Raw genomic sequence first — 20,000 nt, 5'->3', positions numbered from 1 at the left:
GGGAAAACAGCCGGGAATTATGCCACGGCGGCGGAGGTTGGCGCTTGCGGGGCGCGGCGACGGACTACCCGCCACCCCGGAGAGCCCGCTTAAGCGATGGTCCGGTTCGCGTAGAAGGACTCGCGGAAGGCGGCAAAGGTTCCCGCGGCGATCGCATCGCGCATGCCGGCCATGAGCTGCTGGTAGTACCAGAGGTTGTGCAGGGTGCCCAGGATCGGCCCCAGCATTTCGTTGCAGCGCACCAGGTGGCGCAGATAGGCGCGGGTGTAGCCGCCGGCGCACGCGGCGCAGCCACAGCCCTCCTCGATCGGTCGCAGATCGCGCTCGTATTTGGCATTCCGGATCCGCACGGTGCCGGTGGAAGTGAAATAGTGGCCGTTGCGGGCGTTGCGGGTGGGCATCACGCAGTCGAACATGTCCACCCCGCGGGCCACCGCCTCCACCAGGTCCTCGGGCCTGCCGACCCCCATCAGGTAGCGCGGCCGGTCAGTCGGCAGCTGCGGGCAGGTGTGGTCGAGCATGGCGTTGCGCTCGTCCTCGGTCTCGCCCACCGCCAGACCGCCGATGGCGTAGCCGTCGAAGCCGATGGCCTTCAGTCCTTCCGCCGAGCGCGAGCGCAGATCCTGGAATACCCCGCCCTGGACGATCCCGAACAGCGCCGCGTCGTTGCCCTCGTGCGCGCGCCTGGAGCGCTCGGCCCAGCGCAGAGACAGCTCCATCGAGCGCTCGATCACCTGGCGCTCCACCGGCTTGCCATCCACGTGCACCGGCGGGCATTCGTCGAAGATCATCACCACGTCCGAGTCGAGCACCTTCTGGATGCGCATGCTCTCTTCGGGGCCCAGGAACACCGTGCTGCCATCGGTCGGTGCCTGGAAGGTCACGCCCTCCTCGCTGATGCGGCGCTTGTGCGCCAGCGAAAACACCTGGAACCCGCCCGAATCGGTGAGGATCGGCCCGTCCCAGCGGGTGAATCCGTGCAGGCCGCCGTGATCGCCGATCACCTCCAGCCCCGGCCGCAGATACAGATGAAAGGTGTTGCCCAGGATCATCTGCGCGCCCAGCGCACGTACCTGGTCCGGCAGCACTCCCTTGACCGTGCCGTAAGTGCCCACCGGCATGAACGCCGGTGTTTCCACCGTGCCACGGGGAAAGCTCAGCCGCCCGCGCCGGGCCGCACCGTCGCTGGCCAGCAGTTCAAAATCCATGCGTGAAGTCATTGCGCCTTCCCGGCTCCCTGTCCTTGCGCGGCCGGGCGGGCCGGCACCAGGAGTGGCTCGCCAACCAGGCACAGCCTGATCTCGGCGCCCACCTGGGCCGCGTGCTCATCGCACAGATCCACTTCCACCACTTCGCCGCCACCCAGGCGTACGCAGCCGGTATGGTGCGGGCCGCGGAAACCCACGCTGACCAGCTGGCCACAGATGCCGCCAGCGGAATCGCAGCTCAGCGATTCCGGTCGCAGCAGCACTTCGCCCCCACCGGCCAGACCCACCGCTGCAGCGGACACAAGGCTGCCGCGACCGATGAAATCTGCCACGAAGCGGTCGGCAGGACGCCGGTAAAGCGTCACTGCCGAGTCCCACTGCAGGATCCTACCGCTCTCCATCACCCCGATCCGGTCCGCCATGGCGAACGCCTCGGACTGGTCGTGGGTCACCATCAACACGGTCGTGCCGGTGGCCTTGAGCAGCACACGCAGTTCGGCAGCCAGGCGCTGGCGGGTATCGATATCCAGATTCGAAAAAGGTTCGTCCAGCAGAAGCAGCGCCGGCTCCGGTGCCAGCGCGCGCGCCAGCGCCACCCGCTGCTGCTGTCCGCCGGACAGCTCATGCGGATACGCACCTGCCGAGCCGGCCAGTCCCACCAGCTCCAGCAGCTCGCTTACCCGCTCAGCGCGCCGCGCCCGCGGCTGGCGCTGCAGACCGAATGCCACGTTGGCAGCCACATCCAGATGCGGGAACAGCGCGTAGTCCTGGAACATCATCCCGACCCTGCGCTGCTCCGGGGCCATGCCGCCGTGCGCGTCGGCGATCGGCTTGCCCTCCAGCTCAAGGCTTCCGGCAATCAGCGGCTCAAAGCCGGCGATGGCCCGCAGCACGGTGGTCTTGCCGCAGCCCGAAGCTCCGAGCAGGCAGCCGATCTCACCAGCCTGGAGCTCCAGCGACAGACCATCCACCACCACTTTCATGCCGGCGGACGTCGGATAGCCCACCTGCACATCGTCCAGCCGCAGCAGTGTCTGGTCGCTCACGATGTCTGCTCCCGGCCATAGCCCAGGCCGGTCCGCGCCAACAGCACCACCGGCAGCAGCCCCACCAAAACGATCATCAAGGCCGCCACCGCGCCCTCCTCATAGGTCCCCCGCGAGGCTTCGGCATACAGCCAGGTCGCAAGGGTTTCGAAATTCAGCGGCCGCAGCAGCAGCGTGGCCGGCAGTTCCTTCATGGTATCGACGAACACCAGCAATGCCGCCGCGGCCATTGCCGGGCGCAGCAACGGCAGGTGCACCCGCTGCAGCATCGCCACCGGCGAATGGCCAAGGCTGGCCGCGGCCTGGTCCAGCGAACGCGGCACCCGGGTCAGCCCGGCCTCGATGCCGCCGGCGGATATCGCCAGGAAGCGCAGCATGTACGCGATCACCAGCGCCGTCGCCGAGCCCATCAGCACCATGCGCGGGGCACCGCCAAAGGCGGCGATCACCACGTTGGCACCGTCATCGAACCAGGCCAGCGGCACCAGCAGGCCGATGGCCAGCACGGTGCCCGGCACGGCATAGCCGAGGCTGGCGATGCGCAGGTTCAGCCCTGCCAGCCTGCTGCGCCGGCGCCCCTGGGCAAGGCGCAGCGCCCAGGCCACCGTGAGGCCGGCCACCACCGTCACCACCGTTGCGGCCAGCGCGATCAGCAGGGTGTTGCGGGCGCTGGCCAGCAGCTGCGGCGACACCCCGCCATTACCCAGCCGATCAAAAGTTTCCCAGGCCAGATGCGCGGCCGGCACCGCAAAGCCGATCAACACCGGCACCACGCCCAGCCCCAGCGCCAGCAAGGCCGGCGCACCGCGCAGCTGCAGCGGGCGCATGGGCCGCGGTCGTTGCGTGGCGGCGTAGCGCTGGCGGCGGCGTCCATAGCGTTCGATCAGGATCAGCAGCACCACGATCGCCAGCATTGCCAGGGCGATCTGCGAGGCCCCCGGCAGGTCGCTGCGGGTCACCCAGGTGGTGTACACCGCGACTGTCAGGGTCTGCACCCCGAGGAATTCCGAAGCGCCGATATCGTTGAGGGTTTCCAACAGCGCCAGCACCGCGCCGATCGCAATCGCCGGCCGCGCCATCGGCAGCGCCACCCGGGTGAACACCCGCAGCGGCGAGGCGCCCAGCGAGCGCGCCGCTTCCAGCAGGCTGGCCGCCTGGGTCATGAACATGGCCCGGGTGGTGAGATACACGTAGGGATAGAGCACGAAGCCCAGCAGCACGATGCAGCCGGTCAGCGAGCGGATATCGGGCAGGCGGAAATCACGCGGACTGTCGTAGCCCAGCAGGCTGCGCAGCACCCCTTGCACCGGCCCCAACGGATGCAGCAGGTCCAGGTAGGAAAACGCCACGATATAGGTGGGCACTGCCAGCGGAAGCAACAGGCCCCAGGACACGAACCGGCGGCCGGGAAACTCGTACGCCGTGACCAGCCAGGCCGCGCCGGTGCCAATCGCGATCACCAGCGCGCCCACCCCGGCCAGCAGGATCAGCGTATTGAGCGCGGAGCGCGGCAGCACATGGACCGCAATATGCGACCACAGCCCGTCGCTGCCCTGCAGCGCGCTCCAGCCAAGCGCCAGCAGCGGCAACAGCATGACGGCCGCGATCACCGTGGCCGCGGGCTGCCAGAAGTCGGGGCGCAACCGCGAAGTCGGTTGCGCCCGCCAGGCCGATGCCAGCGTCATCCCGCTGCCGCGCTGGCCCGACACCCAGGCATCAGTTGTCGAACCCGACCTTGTCGGCCAGTTCGCTCGCCTGCTTGCGATAGCGCGCCACCTCGGTCAGCGGCAGCGGATCGATCTTCATCTCGCCAAAGCTGGCCACTACCGGATCCAGTTCCACACCCGCCTTCACCGGGTACTCGTAGTTGGCCATGGCGTACATGCTCTGGGCCTCGTCGGACACCAGGTATTCCAGCAGCTGCACCGCGTTGTCGCGGTTGGGCGAGTTGACGGCGATCGCCCCGCCACTGATGTTCACGTGGGTGCCGCCGTCTTCGGCGCTGGCGAACACCGGTCGCACCACCTGGATCGCATCGCCCCACTGGCGCTGCTCGCTGCCCTCTTCGCTGTTCTTCATCCGGCCGACGTAATAAGCGTTGGCAATGCCGATATCGCAGATCCCGGCGAGGATGTCGCGGGCTACATCGCGGTCGCCGCCGGCCGCCTTGCGGGCCAGGTTGTCCTTGACCCCGCGCAGCCACTGCTCCGTGGCTTCGGCGCCGGCGTGGGCGATCATCGCCGCGAACAGGCTGGTGTTGTACGGGTGCTGGCCCGAACGGATGCACACCCTGCCCTTCCACTGCGGGTCGGCCAGGTCCTCGTAGGTGAAACCTTCAAGCTCCAGATCCTTGTCGGCATACAGCACGCGGTCACGCAGTGACAGCGCGAACCACTGGCCGTCTTCGCCACGCAGGTGGGCCGGGACCGCTTCTTCAAGCACATCCGAATCCACTGCCTGGGTGTAACCGGCGTTGACCACGTCCAGCAGGTTGCCGGTATCCACCGTCATCAGCACGTCGGCCGGCGAGCGCTCGCCTTCGGCGCCCAGTCGCTCCATCAGACCGTCCTTGAGGAACACGGTGTTGACCGCGATGCCGGTGTTACCGGTGAACGCGTCCAGCAGCGGCTGGATCAGGCCCGGCTCACGGGTGGTGTACAGATTCACCTCGCCGGAAGCGACGGCGTCCGCGCCGCCCGTTGCGGTTGCGGACGGGGAATCCTGCTGCCCCCCGCACGCGGCCAGCAGCAGCGCAGCGCAGGCGGCGGCCAGCAGGCCGGAGGGACGGGACAGGTGGAATGAACGGGACATCGGACGCATGGGCAACTCCACAGAATTGGTCGACGCTCTGGCTTGCCCGGTTGTTAGGTGGCTGGAGCGAAGATGGGAATTGTAATCATTAACGCCGAACGGCGGGGAACAGCAGCATTGCGTCGCCATAGGAAAAAAAGCGGTAGCGCTGCTTTACCGCGTGTGCGTAAGCCCCCAGCACCCGGTCCTTGCCGGCGAAAGCGGACACCAGCATCAGCAGCGTCGACTCCGGCAGGTGGAAGTTGGTCAACAGCGCATCCACGCTGCGGATCCGATAGCCCGGGAAGATGAAGATCTGCGTCTCACCGGAAAACGGGTGCAGCTCGCCGTCGCCGGCTTCGTTCAGGCGCATGGCGCTCTCCAGCGCCCGCACCACCGTAGTGCCGACCGCGATCACCCGCCCCCCGGCCTCGCGGGTACGGCGGATCTGCGCGACCAGCCCCGCGCCCACGTTCAACCACTCGCTGTGCATGCGGTGCGCGTGCACGTCATCCCCCCGCATCGGCAGGAATGTGCCTGCGCCCACGTGCAGGGTGACGTGGCCGAATTCCACCCCGCGCGCCCGCAGCGCCTCCAGCAGCGGCTCGTCGAAGTGCAGGCCCGCCGTGGGCGCCGCCACCGCCCCGGCCTCGCGGGCGAAGACGGTCTGGTAGCGCTCCGCATCGTCCCGGCCCGGCGCCCGCTGGATATACGGTGGCAATGGCATCCGGCCCGCATGCAGCAGCCACGATTCCAGCGCATCCGGCACGTCAAAGCGCAGCAGATAGAACCCGCCGTCGCGCTCAAGCAGCTGTGCGCTGCCTCCGCCATCCAGTTCGATCAGCGATCCGGGTTTCGGCGGTTTGCTCGCCCTCAGCTGCGCGCGTGCCTGCGAATCCGAAAGCACCCGTTCGATCAGGATCTCCACCCTGCCCCCGCTCTGCTTGTTGCCGAACAGGCGCGCGGGAATGACCCGGGTGTCGTTGAACACCAGCAGGTCGCCGGCCTGCAGCAGGTCGGGCAGATCAGCCACGCTGCGATCATCGAACCCCGCGCTGTCCGGCGGCACCAGCAGCAGCCGGCTGGCGGAGCGTTCCGGCAGCGGCGCCTGGGCGATCAGTTCGGACGGCAGGCGATAGTTGAAGTCGGACTTTTTCATCAGCGCGAAAACTTGGTGGAAAGAATGATGGAGGATGTGGTGCGTTCAACGCCATCGATGGCGCCGATGCGATCGGTCAGAACGTCCATGTCGCCCACCGTGGGGGCGGCCCCCAGTGCCACCAGATCGGAGGCCCCACTCACCGAGTGCAGCTCCCGCACTTCCGGGATGTCATGCAGGGCCTGGACCACCGAAGCCATCTGCCGCGGCAGCACCGCGATCAGGATGTGCGCCCTGATCTGGGCCCGCTCGTAGTCGTCGGAGACCCGCACCGTATAGCCCTCGATCACCCCGCGCCGCTCCAGCCGCTCGACCCGGCTGTGCACCGTGGTGCGCGACAGCTTCAGCCGCCGCGCGATCTCGGCGGTCGACAGGCGTGCGTTTTCCCGCAGCACCGAAAGCAGCTGTTCGTCGGCAGGCGTGAGCTTCATGCTGGCCCCATTGGATTCGTCGTTATGACGAAATTATGCACCAATCCGTGCAATCCATACCTTTCAAGCGACGATTTAATTTCCGACAATGGATAGCATGCGTGTCTGCGTGGGCATCTGCCCCCTGCACACGCCGCGCCCCATCTGGGGCGCCCCGACACTTTTTCGAACCTGAGGAACACGCCCATGTCCGTGATCGACAAGCTTTCCGCGCTCCGCGCCCACTCCGGCGCACGCCGCACCAACGGCCTGGACGACGCCATCATCGAGCGCTTCGCCGCTGGCCACCCCGAGCTGGTGGAAGCGATCGAGGCGGCCGCGGAAGAATATGCGCTGATCCGCGCAGAGCATCCGGAACTCCTGGATCTGGATGAAGACCAGCAGATCCAGAAGACCCAGGCCGACTTCGTCAACTTCTATCCGCAGGACGGCGTGAACCCCTACGTGGCCCTGACCGCCCGCGGCCCCTGGATCGTCACACTCAAGGGCGCCGTGCTTTATGACACCGGTGGCTACGGCATGCTCGGTTTCGGCCATGCCCCCAAGCCGGTGATCGACGCCATGGTCAAGCCGCAGGCGCTGGCCAACATCATGACCTCGAGCGTGTCGCAGATGCGCCTGGCCCAGGTGCTTCGCGCCGAGATCGGCCACACCCGCGGCGGCTGCCCGTTCACGGCCTTCATGTGCCTCAACTCCGGCTCCGAGTCGGTGTCGCTGGCTGCGCGCATCGCCGATACCAACGCCAAGACCATGACCGACCCGGACGGCCGCCACGCCGGCCGCACGGTCAAGCGCCTGGTGGTCAAGGGGGCCTTCCACGGCCGCACCGAAGCCCCGGCCCTGTATTCGGACTCCACCCGCAAGGCGTACGAAGGCGCGCTGGCCAGCTACCGCAGCGAAGACAGCGTGCTGGTGATCGAGCCGTACGACCTGGACGCGCTGAAGCAGGCCTTCGCCGATGCCGACGCCAACGGCTGGTTCATCGAAGCCATGTTCCTGGAGCCGGTGATGGGCGAAGGCGACCCCGGCCGCAGCGTGCCGCCGGAGTTCTACGCCGCTGCGCGTGAGCTCACCAAGGCCCACGGCTCGCTGCTGCTGATCGACTCGATCCAGGCCGGCCTGCGCGCCACCGGTACCCTGTCCATCGTCGACTACCCCGGCTTCGAGGGCCAGGAAGCCCCCGACATGGAAGCCTATTCCAAGGCGCTCAACGCCGGCCAGTTCCCGCTGTCGGTGCTGGCGTGCAACGAGCGCGCCGCCGGCATCTACAAGCGCGGCACCTATGGCAACACCATGACCGCCAACCCGCGCGCCGCCGATGTCGGCTCGGCGGTACTGGGCATGGTGACCCCGCAGGTGCGGGCCAATATCCAGCAGCGCGGCCGCCAGGCGGTGGAGAAGCTGGAAGCGCTGAAGGCCGAGCTGGGCGGGCTGATTACCAAGGTGCAGGGCACCGGCCTGCTGTTCTCGTGCGAGCTGTCGCCGGAGTTCAAGGGCTATGGCGCCGGCTCGAGCGAGGAGTGGCTGCGTGAGAACGGCCTGGGCGTGATCCACGGCGGCGAAAATTCGCTGCGCTTCACCCCGCGCTTTGAAATGGGCGAGGACGAGCTCGACCTGCTGGTCGACATGGTTCGCCGGGTGCTGAAGGAAGGCCCGCGCAAGGCCTGACTACACGGCCCGGGCACCCGCCCGGGCCTTTGCTTGCCTGTGCAGGAGTGCGCCATGCGCGCTCCTGCCGGGATCATGGGCCGATCAGCGAATCGCTGACCAGGGCGCGGGCTTCTGCGGCATCGCCGAAGCCGTGCAGGCGCACCGGGCTTGCCTCTTCGCCGCCTGGCAGGTCCTTGTACACACGGAAGAACGCTTCGATCCTCTCGAGCTCCATTGCCGGCAGGTCGGCAAGTTCCCGCACGCCCGCATAGTGCGGATCCACATCGTCGGCGGGCACACCGATGAGCTTGGTGTCTTCCTCTCCGCCGTCCAGCATGCGCAGCACCCCGATCGGACGGAACCTGATCAGCACGCCCGGATGCAGCGGCGCCCGGGTCAGCACCAGCCCGTCGAGGGGATCGGCGTCGCCAGCGAGCGTGCCGGGCATCGAGCCGTAGTTCGCCGGGTACACCACCGGCATCGACAGGAAGCGGTCCACATGCACGTGGCCGTCCACGTCGATCTCGTACTTGGTGAAGCTGCCGGCGGGGATCTCCACCATCAGCAGGGCCTCGTCCGGCGCCATCGCGGGCTGCAAAGGCGCGCCCGCAGTGGCAATACCTGCAACCATCAGCAGCACAAAGGCTCCCCCCATGCAGGAGCGCGCCACGCGTGTGATGCTCATTCCCAGCAGCGGTCGGTGCGGCCCTTGAGGGTCGCGGGCCGTGGGCAGTCACGCTGGTCGATCCTGCCTTCCATACGCTCCACCAGCTGACGGCCCGAAGCACGATCCCCCTCCAGCGAGAACGCGTCGTACAGGCGACCGGTCACGGTGCGCGACTGGTAATGCAGCTCGCCGCCTTCGATCTGGATCACCTGGAACAGCTGGGTGTCCTCAGCCACTGGCGCCATGGTGTCGCGGGCCTCCGGCGACAGCCGGTACTGCTTGGCGCCCACCACGCTGACCAGGTACTGCGGCGTGCCCTGCCCTTCCACCAGGCCGCCGCGACGGCCGTAGACGTGGTCATGGCCCTGCAGCACCAGATCCACCCGGTGCCGCTCGAGCACCGGCAGCACGTGTTCGCGCAGCAGCGCGTTGTCGCGATCCTGGCGGGGCGAGAACATCGGCTGGTGGATGGCCACGATGAGCCACTCCGGCGGATTCGCCGACAGCACGTCGTCCAACCATCGCGCCTGTGTCCGGGCGGTGCCCAGGTCCAGCGCGGAGGTGCCGTCCAGCACCACGAAGCGCGCATCGTGCATGTCGAACCAGTAGGTGCTTGCTTCCGCACCCGGCGCGCCGTTGTCCGGCAGCGCATGCGCGTGTGGCCAATGGGCACCGAGCACGCGCCGCTCCTGCGGCGTGTCCTCGAATTCCTTGGCGTATTCGTGGTTACCGGTCACCGGTGCGACCAGCATGGTCGCCGTCACCGGCGCGACTGCATCAAACCACTCACCCCACTCGCTGTCGTCCTCGCCGTCGCCACCGCTGACCTGGTCACCGGTGAACAGCGCCAGGCGCGCCCGCGGCGCATGGCGCAATGCTTCCAGCACCGCACGGGTGGAATGGCTGGCGTTCTTGTTCTGGGTGTCGGCAAAGTACAGAAACTCCAACGGCTGGCCTGATTGACCGGCGGTACGCAGCTGCCGCCAGGGGCTCCACCAGCCGTTCGCCCCTTGCACCCGGAACGCGTACAGAGTGTCCGGCTCGAGCCCGTCAACCTCGACCCGATGCTGGTGCCCTGCCCCGGTCTCCGACTCCAGCCTGCTGCTGCGGGCCACCAGTCTGCGCGGCTCGCCCAGGTCCGGTGAATCGCCGGCCAGCGCAACCTCCAGCACCGGGCTCTCAATCGCCAGCGAGGTGCGCCACGCCACCTGGAAGCCGCGCGCCGGATCGGCGGCGGGAGAAGCAATGATCCTGTCCGGATGCGCAGCCGGCGCATAGTGCAGGTCGCCCGGAGGCACGAGGACATTGGGTTCCAGCTGCCGCGGCTGCGACGCACCAGTATCGGCAAGCGCTAGGCCCGGAGCGCCGAGCAGTGCCGCCAGCAGCAGTACGGCCAGGCCGCGATTCAGGGGGCGCATGGCAACGGGTTTCATCGCGGACACTCCTGCAGTCCCAGGCCCACCGCAATCTCGCGCCAGTCGATGGCCACCATGCCCTGGTCGTCGTGCACTGCATACAGCACACCGGCCGGGAAGCGCGGCGTGGGCTGGTCATGCAGCCAGATGCCGTCGGTGTTGGCAACGGTGGTGCCGGTCACGGCGCCAACGTGTTCCAGGCTTTCACGGTCGAACAGATGGAAGGTGGTCCGGTCGCGGCCCTGGGCGGTGGTGATCCACCAGCCGTCGCCATTGCCGCAGGCCTTGAGCATGATGCCCTCGGCCTGGGCTTCCAGCACGCTGTCGCCTACAAGCTCGCCGGTGAAGTTGCCTTCCAGGTCGTACACCTTGAACTCGTTTGAATAGGTCTCGTCTTCCTCGGCCACCAGCAGGCGGTTGTTGGCGGGGTCACCCCACAGTGACTCCACCACCCGCAGCGCGCCTTCGGGAGAGGTGTCGCCAAACGCGCCGAGATGCTTCGCACCGGCGTCCCCTTCCTCCGGATTGAAGACAAAGCGATGCACCCGGCGGTCCAGCTCCGCGAGCGGCGGCAGGATGTCTTCGCCTTCCGCGTCCTCACCGGCCATATAGGCGTCGGTGACATAGAGCTCGTAGCCATCGCCCACGGCGTGTATCCACAGACCATAGGGCAGTTCGAGCACGTCGCTGCCGAACATGGCCACCGTTTCCATGCCCGGCAGCTGCAGCACCTGCACACGGCGGTTATCGCGTTCGACCACGAAGGCCAGGTCATCGGCCACCGCGATGCCGTTGGGGCGATCGAACTCGCCACGGCCGGCACCCGGCCCACCCACGTGCCGCACGAACTCACCGGTGAAGCCGTCGTAGACCACCAGTCGGTCGGTGGACTTGGCGGTGGTCAGCACCAGCACCTCGCCGTCCGGACTGCTCCAGCTGGCCACTGAATCGATGTTGTCTTCCGGCGTCATCGGCGTGGCGAAGGTCTCGTTCACCAGCACGGGGCCGAGGGCGGCTTCGTCGGCCGCGTCATCAGCGGCGGCGGGCGCCGCCAGCTCCTGCTGGGCGCAGGCGGCCAACGCAAGCGCCAGCAGGCTGACGCCGGCCAGGCGCCAGCCCCGCACCGTGGAGCGGCTGCCGCAGGCGGAGAAGGAGGAGGAAGGTCGGGAGGAACGGCAGATCGTCATGGGCTGGTCACAAAGGCATTGGAAAGCCGGCGATTGTCGCCAGCGCATGTGTCCATTCGATGACAGGCAGGCGTCGCTGTAAGCGAACTGCAGCAATTCAGTCATAAGGCGGCAACCACCCCCCGTGACCATATGCGGCATCCGCGATCGCCCCCGACCGCGCTTCCACCTGTCCGTTACCAGAGTAATCAATGACCATCCAACGCTCACTGATCGCTGCCGCCATCGCCTCCGCACTCACTTTCGCCGCCGCTCCCGCCCATGCCGAGCCCCAGGCGGCTGCCCTCGTCGGTGAAGCCGTCTCCGCAGGCACCATCGTAGGCCGGGTGCGCGAAGCCTCGGTTGGCGCATCCCTCGACGGCGCCATGGTGTCGCTCGACGGTGAACAGGTGGCGATCACCCGCCGCAACGGCGAGTTCCGCATTGCAGGCGTCTCGCCCGGTGTCCACACCGTCACCATCGATTATCTCGGCTATCACAGCGTGGACACCCAGGTGGAGGTGCCCGCACACGAGGGCGCACGGGTAGAGGTCAGCCTGTACAGCACTGTCGGCGCCGCCGATGCCGCCACGCTGGGCACCGTGGAAGTGCGCGCCACCCGCGACGCCAACGCGCAGGCCCTCAACCAGCAGCGTGCCTCCACCAACTACATCAACGTGGTATCGGCCGACCTGCTGGGCCAGTTCCCGGACAACAACATCGCCGAATCCACTCAGCGCATTCCCGGCGTGTCGATCGAGCGCGACCAGGGCGAAGGCCGCTACGTGACCATGCGCGGCGCGCCCAAGGAGTTCACCACCGTCTCCATCGACGGCGTGCAGCTTGCCAACCCGGATGCGGGAAGCCGCGGCGTCGAACTGGACACCATCCCCGCCGACGTGATCGCCGCGCTGGAAGTGACCAAGGCCCTGACCCCGGACATGGACGGCGACGCCATCGCCGGCAACATCAACATCCGTACGCAGAGCGCGCTCGACCGCGACGGCCTGACCCTGCGCGCCTCGGCGGCACAGGGCGCGTTCGAACTCGGCAGCGGTGACAACGAGCGTTACAACGCCACCATCGGCAACCGCTTCGGCGCAGACGACAACATCGGGATCCTGATCGCCGCCTCGCGCAGCAAGCAGGAGCGCTTTACCGACAACGTTGAAGCCGTGTTCGACGAATTCGACGGCGTGATCATGCCTGCGGAAATCGAGGTCAAGGACTACGAAGGCACCCGTACCCGCACCGGCCTCACCGGCCGCTTCGACTTCCGAATCAACCCTGACAACCTGCTGTACTTCATTGCCTCGGACTCGTCCTTCAAGGACCGCGAGTTCCGCGACGCCATGGCGATCGAGCTCGAGCGCCACGAGGACGGCTCCGACGAGGTCACCGGCGTGGCCGGTCGCGCCACATTCGACAAGGAGCTGCGTGAACGCACCTACGACAAGTCGATCCGCACCTACAACCTTGGTGGCGAACACTGGCTGGGCCAGGACTGGAAGCTGGACTGGCAGGCCGCGCAGAGCAAGGCCGACAAAACCACCAGCCCGCGGATGCAGTACATCTTCCGCTCGCAGGTGCGGCCGCGGATGGCCTATGACTACAGCAACCCGGACTTCCCCGAGTGGACGATCCTGGACGTGGCCGATGCCCCCACCACCGGCGTCAACCTGCCGGAAGACTGGTACCAGTTCCGCCGCCTCAACGACCGCTATGAATACAGCGAGGAAAAGGAGAACAGCTTCCGCGTCGATCTGAGCCGCGACCAGAATTTCATTGGCGAAAGCGGCGACATCAAGTTCGGCCTGCGCGCGCGCCAGCGTGACAAACTGTTCAACGAAGAGCGCCATCGCAACAGCTCGGCGGCCGATTTCGATGCGATGGGCATCGGCTATTCGGACCTGCTGTGCGACAGCTGGTCCAACAACTTCGACTACTTCCTGACCGGCCGCCGCTTCTGTCGCGATGTGTTCTCCAGCAATGCCGGCCCGCTGATCGGCAGCGACAACCACGGCCGACTGATTGCCGACTCGATCACCGCCGACTACACGGCTTCCGAAGACGTCTACGGCACTTACGTGCGCCTGGATGCCAACTGGGGCGACCTGACCATGATCGCTGGTGCCCGCTACGAGCACACCGAGCTGGAGGGCAGTGCCACGGAATTCAATGAGGACACGGAGGAGTTCACCCCGCAGCATGCCAGTCGCAGCTACGGCCACTTCCTCCCGAGTCTGCACTTCCGCTACGAGTTCGATCCGGACACCATCCTGCGCGCTTCGTACTCGACCGGCCTGAACCGCCCGGACTTCATGCACACCGCACCCTACCGGATCCGCGGCGAGCGTGACTGGGACGATCTCTCGGTCGGCAACCCCAACGTGAAGGCGGCTTACGCGCACAACCTCGACGTGTCCTTCGAGCACTACCTGCGCCCGCTGGGCCTGGTATCCGCCGCGGCCTTCTACAAGCGCATCAATGATCCGCTGTTCGTGGCCAGCAGCACCGTGGTGTGGGAAGACGTGGTGATGGATGACGGCGAAATCCGCGATATCCGGCAGGACGTCACCCGCCCGGAGAACGGCGACAAGGGCAGCATGTACGGCCTGGAGCTGGCCTGGCAGCAGACGTTTGACATGCTGCCCGGTCCGTTCGACGGCCTGGGCGTGTATGCCAACTACACCTGGGCGAAGTCGAAGGCCGAGCTGCCGTTTGGCCTGGGCGAGACCGAACTTCCCGGCACCTCGCGCCACAACTACAACCTGGCGCTGACCTACGAGAAGTCGGGCTTCAACGCGCGCCTGGCCTACAACCACCGCTCGGAGTTCATCCAGGAGTTCAACATCACCAACCCCGAGCTCAACATTCTCTGGGACGGCCGCTCGAGCCTGGATTTCACCACCAGCTATCGCTTCGACAGCGGCGTCAGCCTGTTCGGCGAGGTCAACAACATCAACGACACCCGTCAGGTGCGCTACCAGGGCCAGCGCAACCGCGTGCTGGAGATGGAGGGGTTCGGTCGTTCGTGGCTGGTGGGCGTGCGCTACGACTACTAAGATCCGCGCTGTATCAACCCTTGAAACGGGGCCGGCTGATCCGGCCCCTTTTTTTGTTCTACTCCAGGTTCGAGATTGCCTCTTCGCTTTATCTTGCCGCGACGTGACGGGCCCCGTCGCGGCCGGGAGGCCTTTGCGCTCCATGTCCCCCGGCCTGCGCCTGCGGCGAAGGCCTCCTCCTTTACTTGCGCGCAAAGGCCTCCCAGCCACGACGGGGCTCGGCATCGGGAGGTTCGTGCCAGTCGAGGCTTGCGTCCCGGAACCGGGGCTTTGTGTAGGAGCAACTGTCTGCTTAGCCGGCAGCTGATATCCATTCAGTCTTGTCGCGTGCCATGGCGTTGAGCCTGATCAGCAGCACCCGCATGCAGGCGGTAATCGCCAGCTTGGCGCACTTGCCTTGCTCGCGCAGTCGGCAGTATCGGGCGTTGAAGTCGGGCTGCATGCGGATGACGGACCAGCAGGCCATGTAGAGCACCCTGCGGATGGCGCCCCTGCCACCGCGGATGCGCCGCCTGCCTTCCTTCTGGCCGCTGTCGGCGTTGTAGGGTGCCAGGCCGGCCAGCGCCGCGATCTCGCGCCGGTCCAGGTGCCCCAGCTCGGGCAGGTAGGCTTGCAGGGAAGCGGCAGTGACCGGGCCGATGCCGGGGACGGCCATCAGCCGCCGAGCCAGGTCGTCATCGACCTGCTGCTGGAGCTGGACGATGTCCTTGCCGATGGCGCGGATCTGCTCGCGCAGCCAGCTGATGTGCACGGCCAGGCTGGCGCGGACCCTTTCATGGGTGGCCTGCTTGAGCCGGCGTCGATCGTCGTCACGCTGCTGGACCAACTGCTCGCGCCGCTGGACCAGGGCGCGCAACTCTTCCTGCTGTGCGCTGGGGTGCATGCGCTCGGCCACGACCAGCTCACCCATGCGGGCCAGCATGGCCGCATCGATCGGGTCGGTCTTGGCGGTCTTGCCCAGCGCCTGTGCGAAGGCCCGGGCACGGCGGGGGTTGATCCGGGTGACGGGCAAGCCAGCGTCGGCCAAAGCCCGCATGACGGACCGTTCGTAGCCACCGGTGGCTTCCAGCAGGACATTGCCCACTGACTGTCCGGCGATGTGGGCCAGGAGCTGGCCGTGCCCCTCCGGACTGTTGGGAAGGCTCAGGAAGCGGCCTTCGGGAAGCACGTGAACGGCCAAGGTAGCCTTGGCGACATCAATACCGATCCAGATAGACATGTGACCTCGACTTCGTAGACTGTGGGCCAGGAGAGAGCCGCCTCGCTCCTGCCCACGCTTGTGAAGTTCGAGCTCCGGCTCGTTCAACTGTTCGGGCTATGGAACGAGGTCGATGTGCGGCCGCCTGGGCTCCTACACGTGCTCAAGACACTGCGCGCCTTCGGCGTGCCGCACATCGCTCTCCACCCCAACGCTACCGGCTCAGGCAGACACAAGCGCGCCATGCGCGCGAAGCCGCGTGAATCCCGGGGCGCTGGGTGGGGGTGCCCTTTGGTCGTAAGTAAGGGAGGAGGTGGCGGCCGCAGGCCGACGCCGGGGGACATGGAGACCAAAGGGCACCCCCACCCAGCGCGCCCGCGTCGTCAACATGCTCGAAGCCTCGTGACAACTGCTCGGGACGGTATCCTTTCCCAACCCGAATCGAACCCCGCGAATCCATGAAGATCATCGAAGTCCGCCACCCCCTGGTGCAGCACAAGCTCGGCCTCATGCGCCGGGCGGACAACAGCACCAAGACGTTCCGCGAGCTGTCGGCCGAGGTGGCAGCCCTGTTGACCTACGAGGCCACGGCGGATCTGGAAACCGAAGAGGCCGAAGTCGACGGCTGGGCCGGCCCGGTGCGGGTGCGCAGGATCAAGGGGCGCAAGGTGACCCTGGTGCCGATCCTGCGAGCGGGAATCGGCATGCTGCCCGGGGTGCTGGAGATGATTCCCGCGGCCAAGGTCAGCGTGGTGGGCCTGGCCCGCGACGAAGACACGCTGGCGGCGGTGACCTATTACGAGAAACTGGTCGACAACATGGCCGACCGCACCGCCCTGATCCTGGATCCGATGCTGGCCACCGGCGGCACCCTGATCGCCACCATCGACATGCTCAAGGCGGCCGGAGCAACCCACATCAAGGGCCTGTTTCTGGTGGCCGCGCCGGAAGGCCTGCAGGCGGTTGAGGCCAGGCACCCCGACGTGGAAATCTACACCGCATCCATCGACGATCGCCTGGACGAACGCGGCTACATCCTGCCCGGCCTCGGCGACGCCGGCGACAAGATCTTCGGCACCCCCGGCAGCTGACTCTCCCCTGTAGGAGCGCGCCATGCGCGCGAAGCCGCGTGAATCATTCCCGTGCGTGGCCGCTTCGGTTGCGGCGTACCATCCGACACCCCTCGGCACCGCCATGTGTCACGCGGCTTCGCGCGCATGCCGCGCTCCTACGGGAGGGGACGGGCCTTCAGGGCTGCGGTTTCGTGGGTCGGGGCGTAACGGCCACGATCATCGCGGGTGAGCTGGACCAGGGCGATCTCGGGGTCATGGGTGAGGAACAGGTGCACGTTCCGCTCCAGCTTGTCCTCGAGGAAGGCACGCTTCTCGTCGATCAACAGCTCGGGGCTGCGGTCGTAGCCCATGGTGATCGGCAGATGCACCCAGGGCCGCCCGGGAACCAGATCGGCGCAGAAGGCAATCCCGCCGCGCGGCCGACCGTCCGGACCCGGCGCTCCGTGGATCTCCGCCAGCATCATGCCCGGGGTGTGGCCATCGCTGTAGGTGAAGCTGACCGCGTCGCCCAACACCTCTGATCGCCCACCTTCGACGAACTGCAGCCTGCCGCTGGCTTCAAGCAGCGCCGGTAATTCGGGAATGAAACTGGCCCGGTCGCGGGCGTGCGGGTTGCATGCGCGCTCCCAATGCGGCCGGCTGGTGAGATAGATGGCATTGGGGAACAGCAGCTCGTGCGGCTCGCCCTCGCGGTACTCGCGCAGCAGCCCGCCCACATGGTCGAAGTGCAGGTGCGACAGCACCACCACGTCGATGTCCTCATGCGAGAATCCCGCCTCGCGCAGCGAATCCAGCAGCACGTGGCGCTCTTCCACCACGCCGTAACGATCGCGGTATTTGGGTTCGAAGAACGCGCCCACGCCGGTCTCGAACAGCACTGTTTTGCCATTGAGCGGCTGGGCCAGCAGGGCCCGGCAGGCGAGCGGGATGCGGTTCAGCTCATCCGGCTGCATCCAGCGCGTCCACAGGGCGCGCGGCGCATTGCCGAACATCGCGCCGCCGTCGAGTTTCTGGGTGTTGCCCTCGAGCGACCAGATTTTCATGGCTGCAGTTCGACCTTGGCCGAACCGACCTCGTTGCGCGGATCGGTGCCGCCTTCCAGCGTATTGGTGCGCAGGTTCCAGGCCACGGTCTGCAGGTTGCCCCAGCTGTGGCTGGAGGTGCGGCCACCGCTGCGGCGCATCTCGTCTTCTTCATCGGGCGCATCCACCACGTGGCCCATCTCCCGCAGGCGGGCGATGACTTCGGGGCTGAACGCACCGCGCTCGGCGGAGATGCGGTCGGGCAGCCACTGGTGGTGGAAGCGCGGCAGGGCGGCCACTGCCTGGGCATCCAGGCCGGCGTCGTAGCCGAGGATCCCGAGCATCACCATGGTGATGATGCGAGTGCCACCGGGCGTGCCCAGCACCGCGATGCGGTCGTCGGACAGCATGAAGGTCGGGGTCATGGAGCTGAGCATGCGCTTGCCCGGCTCCGGGGCGTTGGCATCAAAGCCCATCACGCCAAACGCGTTCGCCTCGCCCGGCTGCAGGGCGAAATCATCCATCTCGTTGTTCAGCAGCACGCCGGTGCCCGGCGGCACCAGGCCCGAGCCGTACAGCAGGTTCACCGTCTGCGTGGCGGCCACGCGGTTGCCCTCGGCATCGATGATGGAGAAGTGGGTGGTTTCGTCGCCTTCAAGCGGCGTCGGCTCGCCGGAGAGCATGTCGCTCGGCGTGGCCCGCCCGGGATGGATGGTGGCGCGCAGTCCGGCCGCATAGTCGCGGCTGGTCAAGGTGTCCATGGGGATGTCCACGAAGTCCGGGTCACCCAGATAGAAGGTGCGGTCACGGAACGCACGGCGCATGGATTCAACGGTCAGGTGCGCGCGCAGGGCCGGGTCAAGTTCCTCCAGCTCCCAGCCCGCCAGGATCTGCAGCATCTGGGCCAGCGCCACCCCGCCCGAAGACGGCGGCGGCGCCGTCACGATGTCCCACTCGTGGTACTTCAGGCGCAGCGGCTCGCGCTCCACCACCTTGTAGGACGCCAGGTCTTCCGCGGTCCACACGCCACCCTCGGCCTGCACGCCTTCCAGCAGCAGCTCCGCAGTGCGGCCGCGATAGAAACCGTCGAAGCCGTCGGCAGCCAGGCGCTCAAGGGTACGGGCCAGGTCCGGCTGGCGGAAGGTGTCGCCCTCGCGCATCGCCCGGCCCTCGATCAGGAAGGTATCGCGCGTGCCCGGGTAGCGTTCCATCACCTCGGCCCGGTTCTCATAGCCGCGCACCATGCGGCCGTAGACGGGGAAGCCCTCGTCGGCCAGGCGGATCGCCGGCGCCAGCGACTGGGCCAGTGACAGCTCGCCGTACTCGTCCGCCAGGTGCACGAACGCCGCCGGCAGGCCAGGGATGCCGGCAGCCCACGGACCGTTGGTGGCCCGGTCACGGTTGAACTGGCCGTCTTCGGTCAGGTAGTCATCGGATGTAACGGCGGCAGGTGACGTCTCGCGCGCGTCCAGGAACACATCGCGCCCATCATCCGCGTTGTGCAGCAGGAAGAAACCTCCACCGCCGATGCCGGAGCTAATCGGCTCCACCACCGACAGCGCGGCGGACACCGCGATTGCGGCATCGAATGCGTTGCCACCCTCGCGGATCATTTCCAGTCCGGCCTCAGTCGCCAACGAGTGCGCCGAGGCAATAGCAACACCCGGCGGCGTGGCGGTGCTGGCAGCGTTCTGCTCAGGCTGGGCAACCGCATCGCGGCCACAAGCAGGGGTGGCGACCAGGGCCACCGCGATGATCACACCAGACCAGAACTTCATAATTGCTCCACGACTCAGGAAATCAGTTGCGCATCACGCTCCAGCCATTTCGCCGGTAGCGGCATCGGCCGGCGCGGCGCCCTGCTCCTGCAGCCTGCGCAGCTTGGCCAGGAGCTGGCTCTCGGTCTCGGGGTGCTCCGGGTCCGGGTCGATGCATTCCACCGGACACACCTCCATGCACTGCGGCTCGTCAAAGTGGCCGACGCACTCGGTACACAGGGCGGGGTCGATCACGTAGATGACCTCGCCCTGTGAAATCGCGTTGTTCGGACACGCGGGCTCACAGACATCGCAGTTGATGCACAGCTCGTTGATCTTCAGCGACATCTGCT

General features: G+C 67.1%; 16 protein-coding genes. 3 read left to right on the top strand and 13 right to left on the bottom strand.

The window, feature by feature from the left end:
• Nucleotides 1-89 precede the first annotated feature (89 nt).
• The 6 genes from tgt to ACW7G2_RS08250 form a co-directional block, all read right to left on the bottom strand.
• Entirely contained in the window at nt 90-1,220 is a 1,131-nt protein-coding gene (gene tgt, locus ACW7G2_RS08275; protein WP_456974624.1) for a tRNA guanosine(34) transglycosylase Tgt, read from the bottom strand.
• Nucleotides 1,217-2,254: an ABC transporter ATP-binding protein gene (locus ACW7G2_RS08270; protein ID WP_456974622.1), complete on the bottom strand. Its 1,038-nt coding sequence runs from the start codon at nt 2,252-2,254 to the stop codon at nt 1,217-1,219. The genes tgt and ACW7G2_RS08270 overlap by 4 nt, the downstream gene beginning before the upstream one ends.
• The gene (locus tag ACW7G2_RS08265) at nt 2,251-3,963 is read right to left on the bottom strand and encodes an ABC transporter permease (protein ID WP_456974620.1); all 1,713 of its coding nucleotides are present in this window, start codon (nt 3,961-3,963) and stop codon (nt 2,251-2,253) included. Before ACW7G2_RS08265 ends, ACW7G2_RS08270 begins: the two co-directional genes overlap by 4 nt.
• Nucleotides 3,964-3,970: 7 nt before the next feature.
• The gene (locus tag ACW7G2_RS08260; protein WP_456974618.1) at nt 3,971-5,074 is read right to left on the bottom strand and encodes a Fe(3+) ABC transporter substrate-binding protein; all 1,104 of its coding nucleotides are present in this window, start codon (nt 5,072-5,074) and stop codon (nt 3,971-3,973) included.
• Between the two features lie 79 nt (nt 5,075-5,153).
• The gene (gene queA / locus ACW7G2_RS08255) at nt 5,154-6,203 is read right to left on the bottom strand and encodes a tRNA preQ1(34) S-adenosylmethionine ribosyltransferase-isomerase QueA (protein ID WP_456974616.1); all 1,050 of its coding nucleotides are present in this window, start codon (nt 6,201-6,203) and stop codon (nt 5,154-5,156) included.
• Nucleotides 6,203-6,634 (bottom strand): Lrp/AsnC family transcriptional regulator, encoded by a 432-nt coding sequence (locus tag ACW7G2_RS08250; protein ID WP_456974614.1) that lies wholly within the window; start codon nt 6,632-6,634, stop codon nt 6,203-6,205. The genes queA and ACW7G2_RS08250 overlap by 1 nt, the downstream gene beginning before the upstream one ends.
• 186 nt (nt 6,635-6,820) lie before the next feature.
• Between ACW7G2_RS08250 and ACW7G2_RS08245 the strand changes: the two genes are divergently transcribed.
• Nucleotides 6,821-8,302, top strand: a complete 1,482-nt coding sequence (locus ACW7G2_RS08245) for an aminotransferase class III-fold pyridoxal phosphate-dependent enzyme (RefSeq protein ID WP_456974612.1) — start codon at nt 6,821-6,823, stop codon at nt 8,300-8,302.
• Between the two features lie 73 nt (nt 8,303-8,375).
• Here ACW7G2_RS08245 and ACW7G2_RS08240 read toward each other — a convergent pair whose 3' ends face one another.
• The 3 genes from ACW7G2_RS08240 to ACW7G2_RS08230 are packed head-to-tail and all read right to left on the bottom strand — an operon-like array spanning nt 8,376 to nt 11,553.
• Entirely contained in the window at nt 8,376-8,969 is a 594-nt protein-coding gene (locus tag ACW7G2_RS08240; RefSeq protein WP_456974610.1) for an inorganic diphosphatase, read from the bottom strand.
• Nucleotides 8,966-10,384, bottom strand: coding sequence for a metallophosphoesterase (locus ACW7G2_RS08235; protein WP_456974608.1), 1,419 nt, complete (start codon nt 10,382-10,384; stop codon nt 8,966-8,968). The genes ACW7G2_RS08240 and ACW7G2_RS08235 overlap by 4 nt, the downstream gene beginning before the upstream one ends.
• Entirely contained in the window at nt 10,381-11,553 is a 1,173-nt protein-coding gene (locus tag ACW7G2_RS08230; RefSeq protein ID WP_456974606.1) for a phytase, read from the bottom strand. Before ACW7G2_RS08230 ends, ACW7G2_RS08235 begins: the two co-directional genes overlap by 4 nt.
• A 191-nt stretch (nt 11,554-11,744) precedes the next feature.
• On the opposite strand from ACW7G2_RS08230, the gene ACW7G2_RS08225 reads away from it, so the two are divergent.
• On the top strand, nt 11,745-14,597 hold the full coding sequence (locus ACW7G2_RS08225) for a TonB-dependent receptor (protein WP_456974604.1): 2,853 nt from the start codon (nt 11,745-11,747) through the stop codon (nt 14,595-14,597).
• Nucleotides 14,598-14,889: 292 nt separating this feature from the next.
• Here ACW7G2_RS08225 and ACW7G2_RS08220 read toward each other — a convergent pair whose 3' ends face one another.
• Complete coding sequence (locus ACW7G2_RS08220) at nt 14,890-15,816, bottom strand: IS110 family RNA-guided transposase (protein ID WP_456974602.1); 927 nt, start codon at nt 15,814-15,816, stop codon at nt 14,890-14,892.
• 437 nt (nt 15,817-16,253) lie between these two features.
• Between ACW7G2_RS08220 and upp the strand changes: the two genes are divergently transcribed.
• Nucleotides 16,254-16,886 (top strand): uracil phosphoribosyltransferase, encoded by a 633-nt coding sequence (gene upp / locus ACW7G2_RS08215; RefSeq protein ID WP_456974600.1) that lies wholly within the window; start codon nt 16,254-16,256, stop codon nt 16,884-16,886.
• A gap of 137 nt (nt 16,887-17,023) precedes the next feature.
• On the opposite strand, the gene ACW7G2_RS08210 is transcribed toward upp, so the two are convergent.
• Genes ACW7G2_RS08210 through ACW7G2_RS08200 form a run of 3 tightly spaced genes read right to left on the bottom strand, consistent with a single transcriptional unit; the run spans nt 17,024 to nt 19,995 of the window.
• Nucleotides 17,024-17,911 carry an MBL fold metallo-hydrolase gene (locus tag ACW7G2_RS08210; protein ID WP_456974598.1) on the bottom strand — a complete coding sequence of 296 codons (888 nt, stop codon included), beginning with the start codon at nt 17,909-17,911 and terminating at the stop codon, nt 17,024-17,026.
• On the bottom strand, nt 17,908-19,668 hold the full coding sequence (ggt, locus tag ACW7G2_RS08205; RefSeq protein WP_456974596.1) for a gamma-glutamyltransferase: 1,761 nt from the start codon (nt 19,666-19,668) through the stop codon (nt 17,908-17,910). The genes ACW7G2_RS08210 and ggt overlap by 4 nt, the downstream gene beginning before the upstream one ends.
• A gap of 33 nt (nt 19,669-19,701) precedes the next feature.
• Entirely contained in the window at nt 19,702-19,995 is a 294-nt protein-coding gene (locus ACW7G2_RS08200; protein WP_456974594.1) for a YfhL family 4Fe-4S dicluster ferredoxin, read from the bottom strand.
• Between the last annotated feature and the right edge of the window lie 5 nt (nt 19,996-20,000).

The sequence above is a fragment of the Luteimonas sp. A277 genome, assembly GCF_054052045.1.
This window is presented reverse-complemented; position numbering and strand designations above follow the sequence as displayed.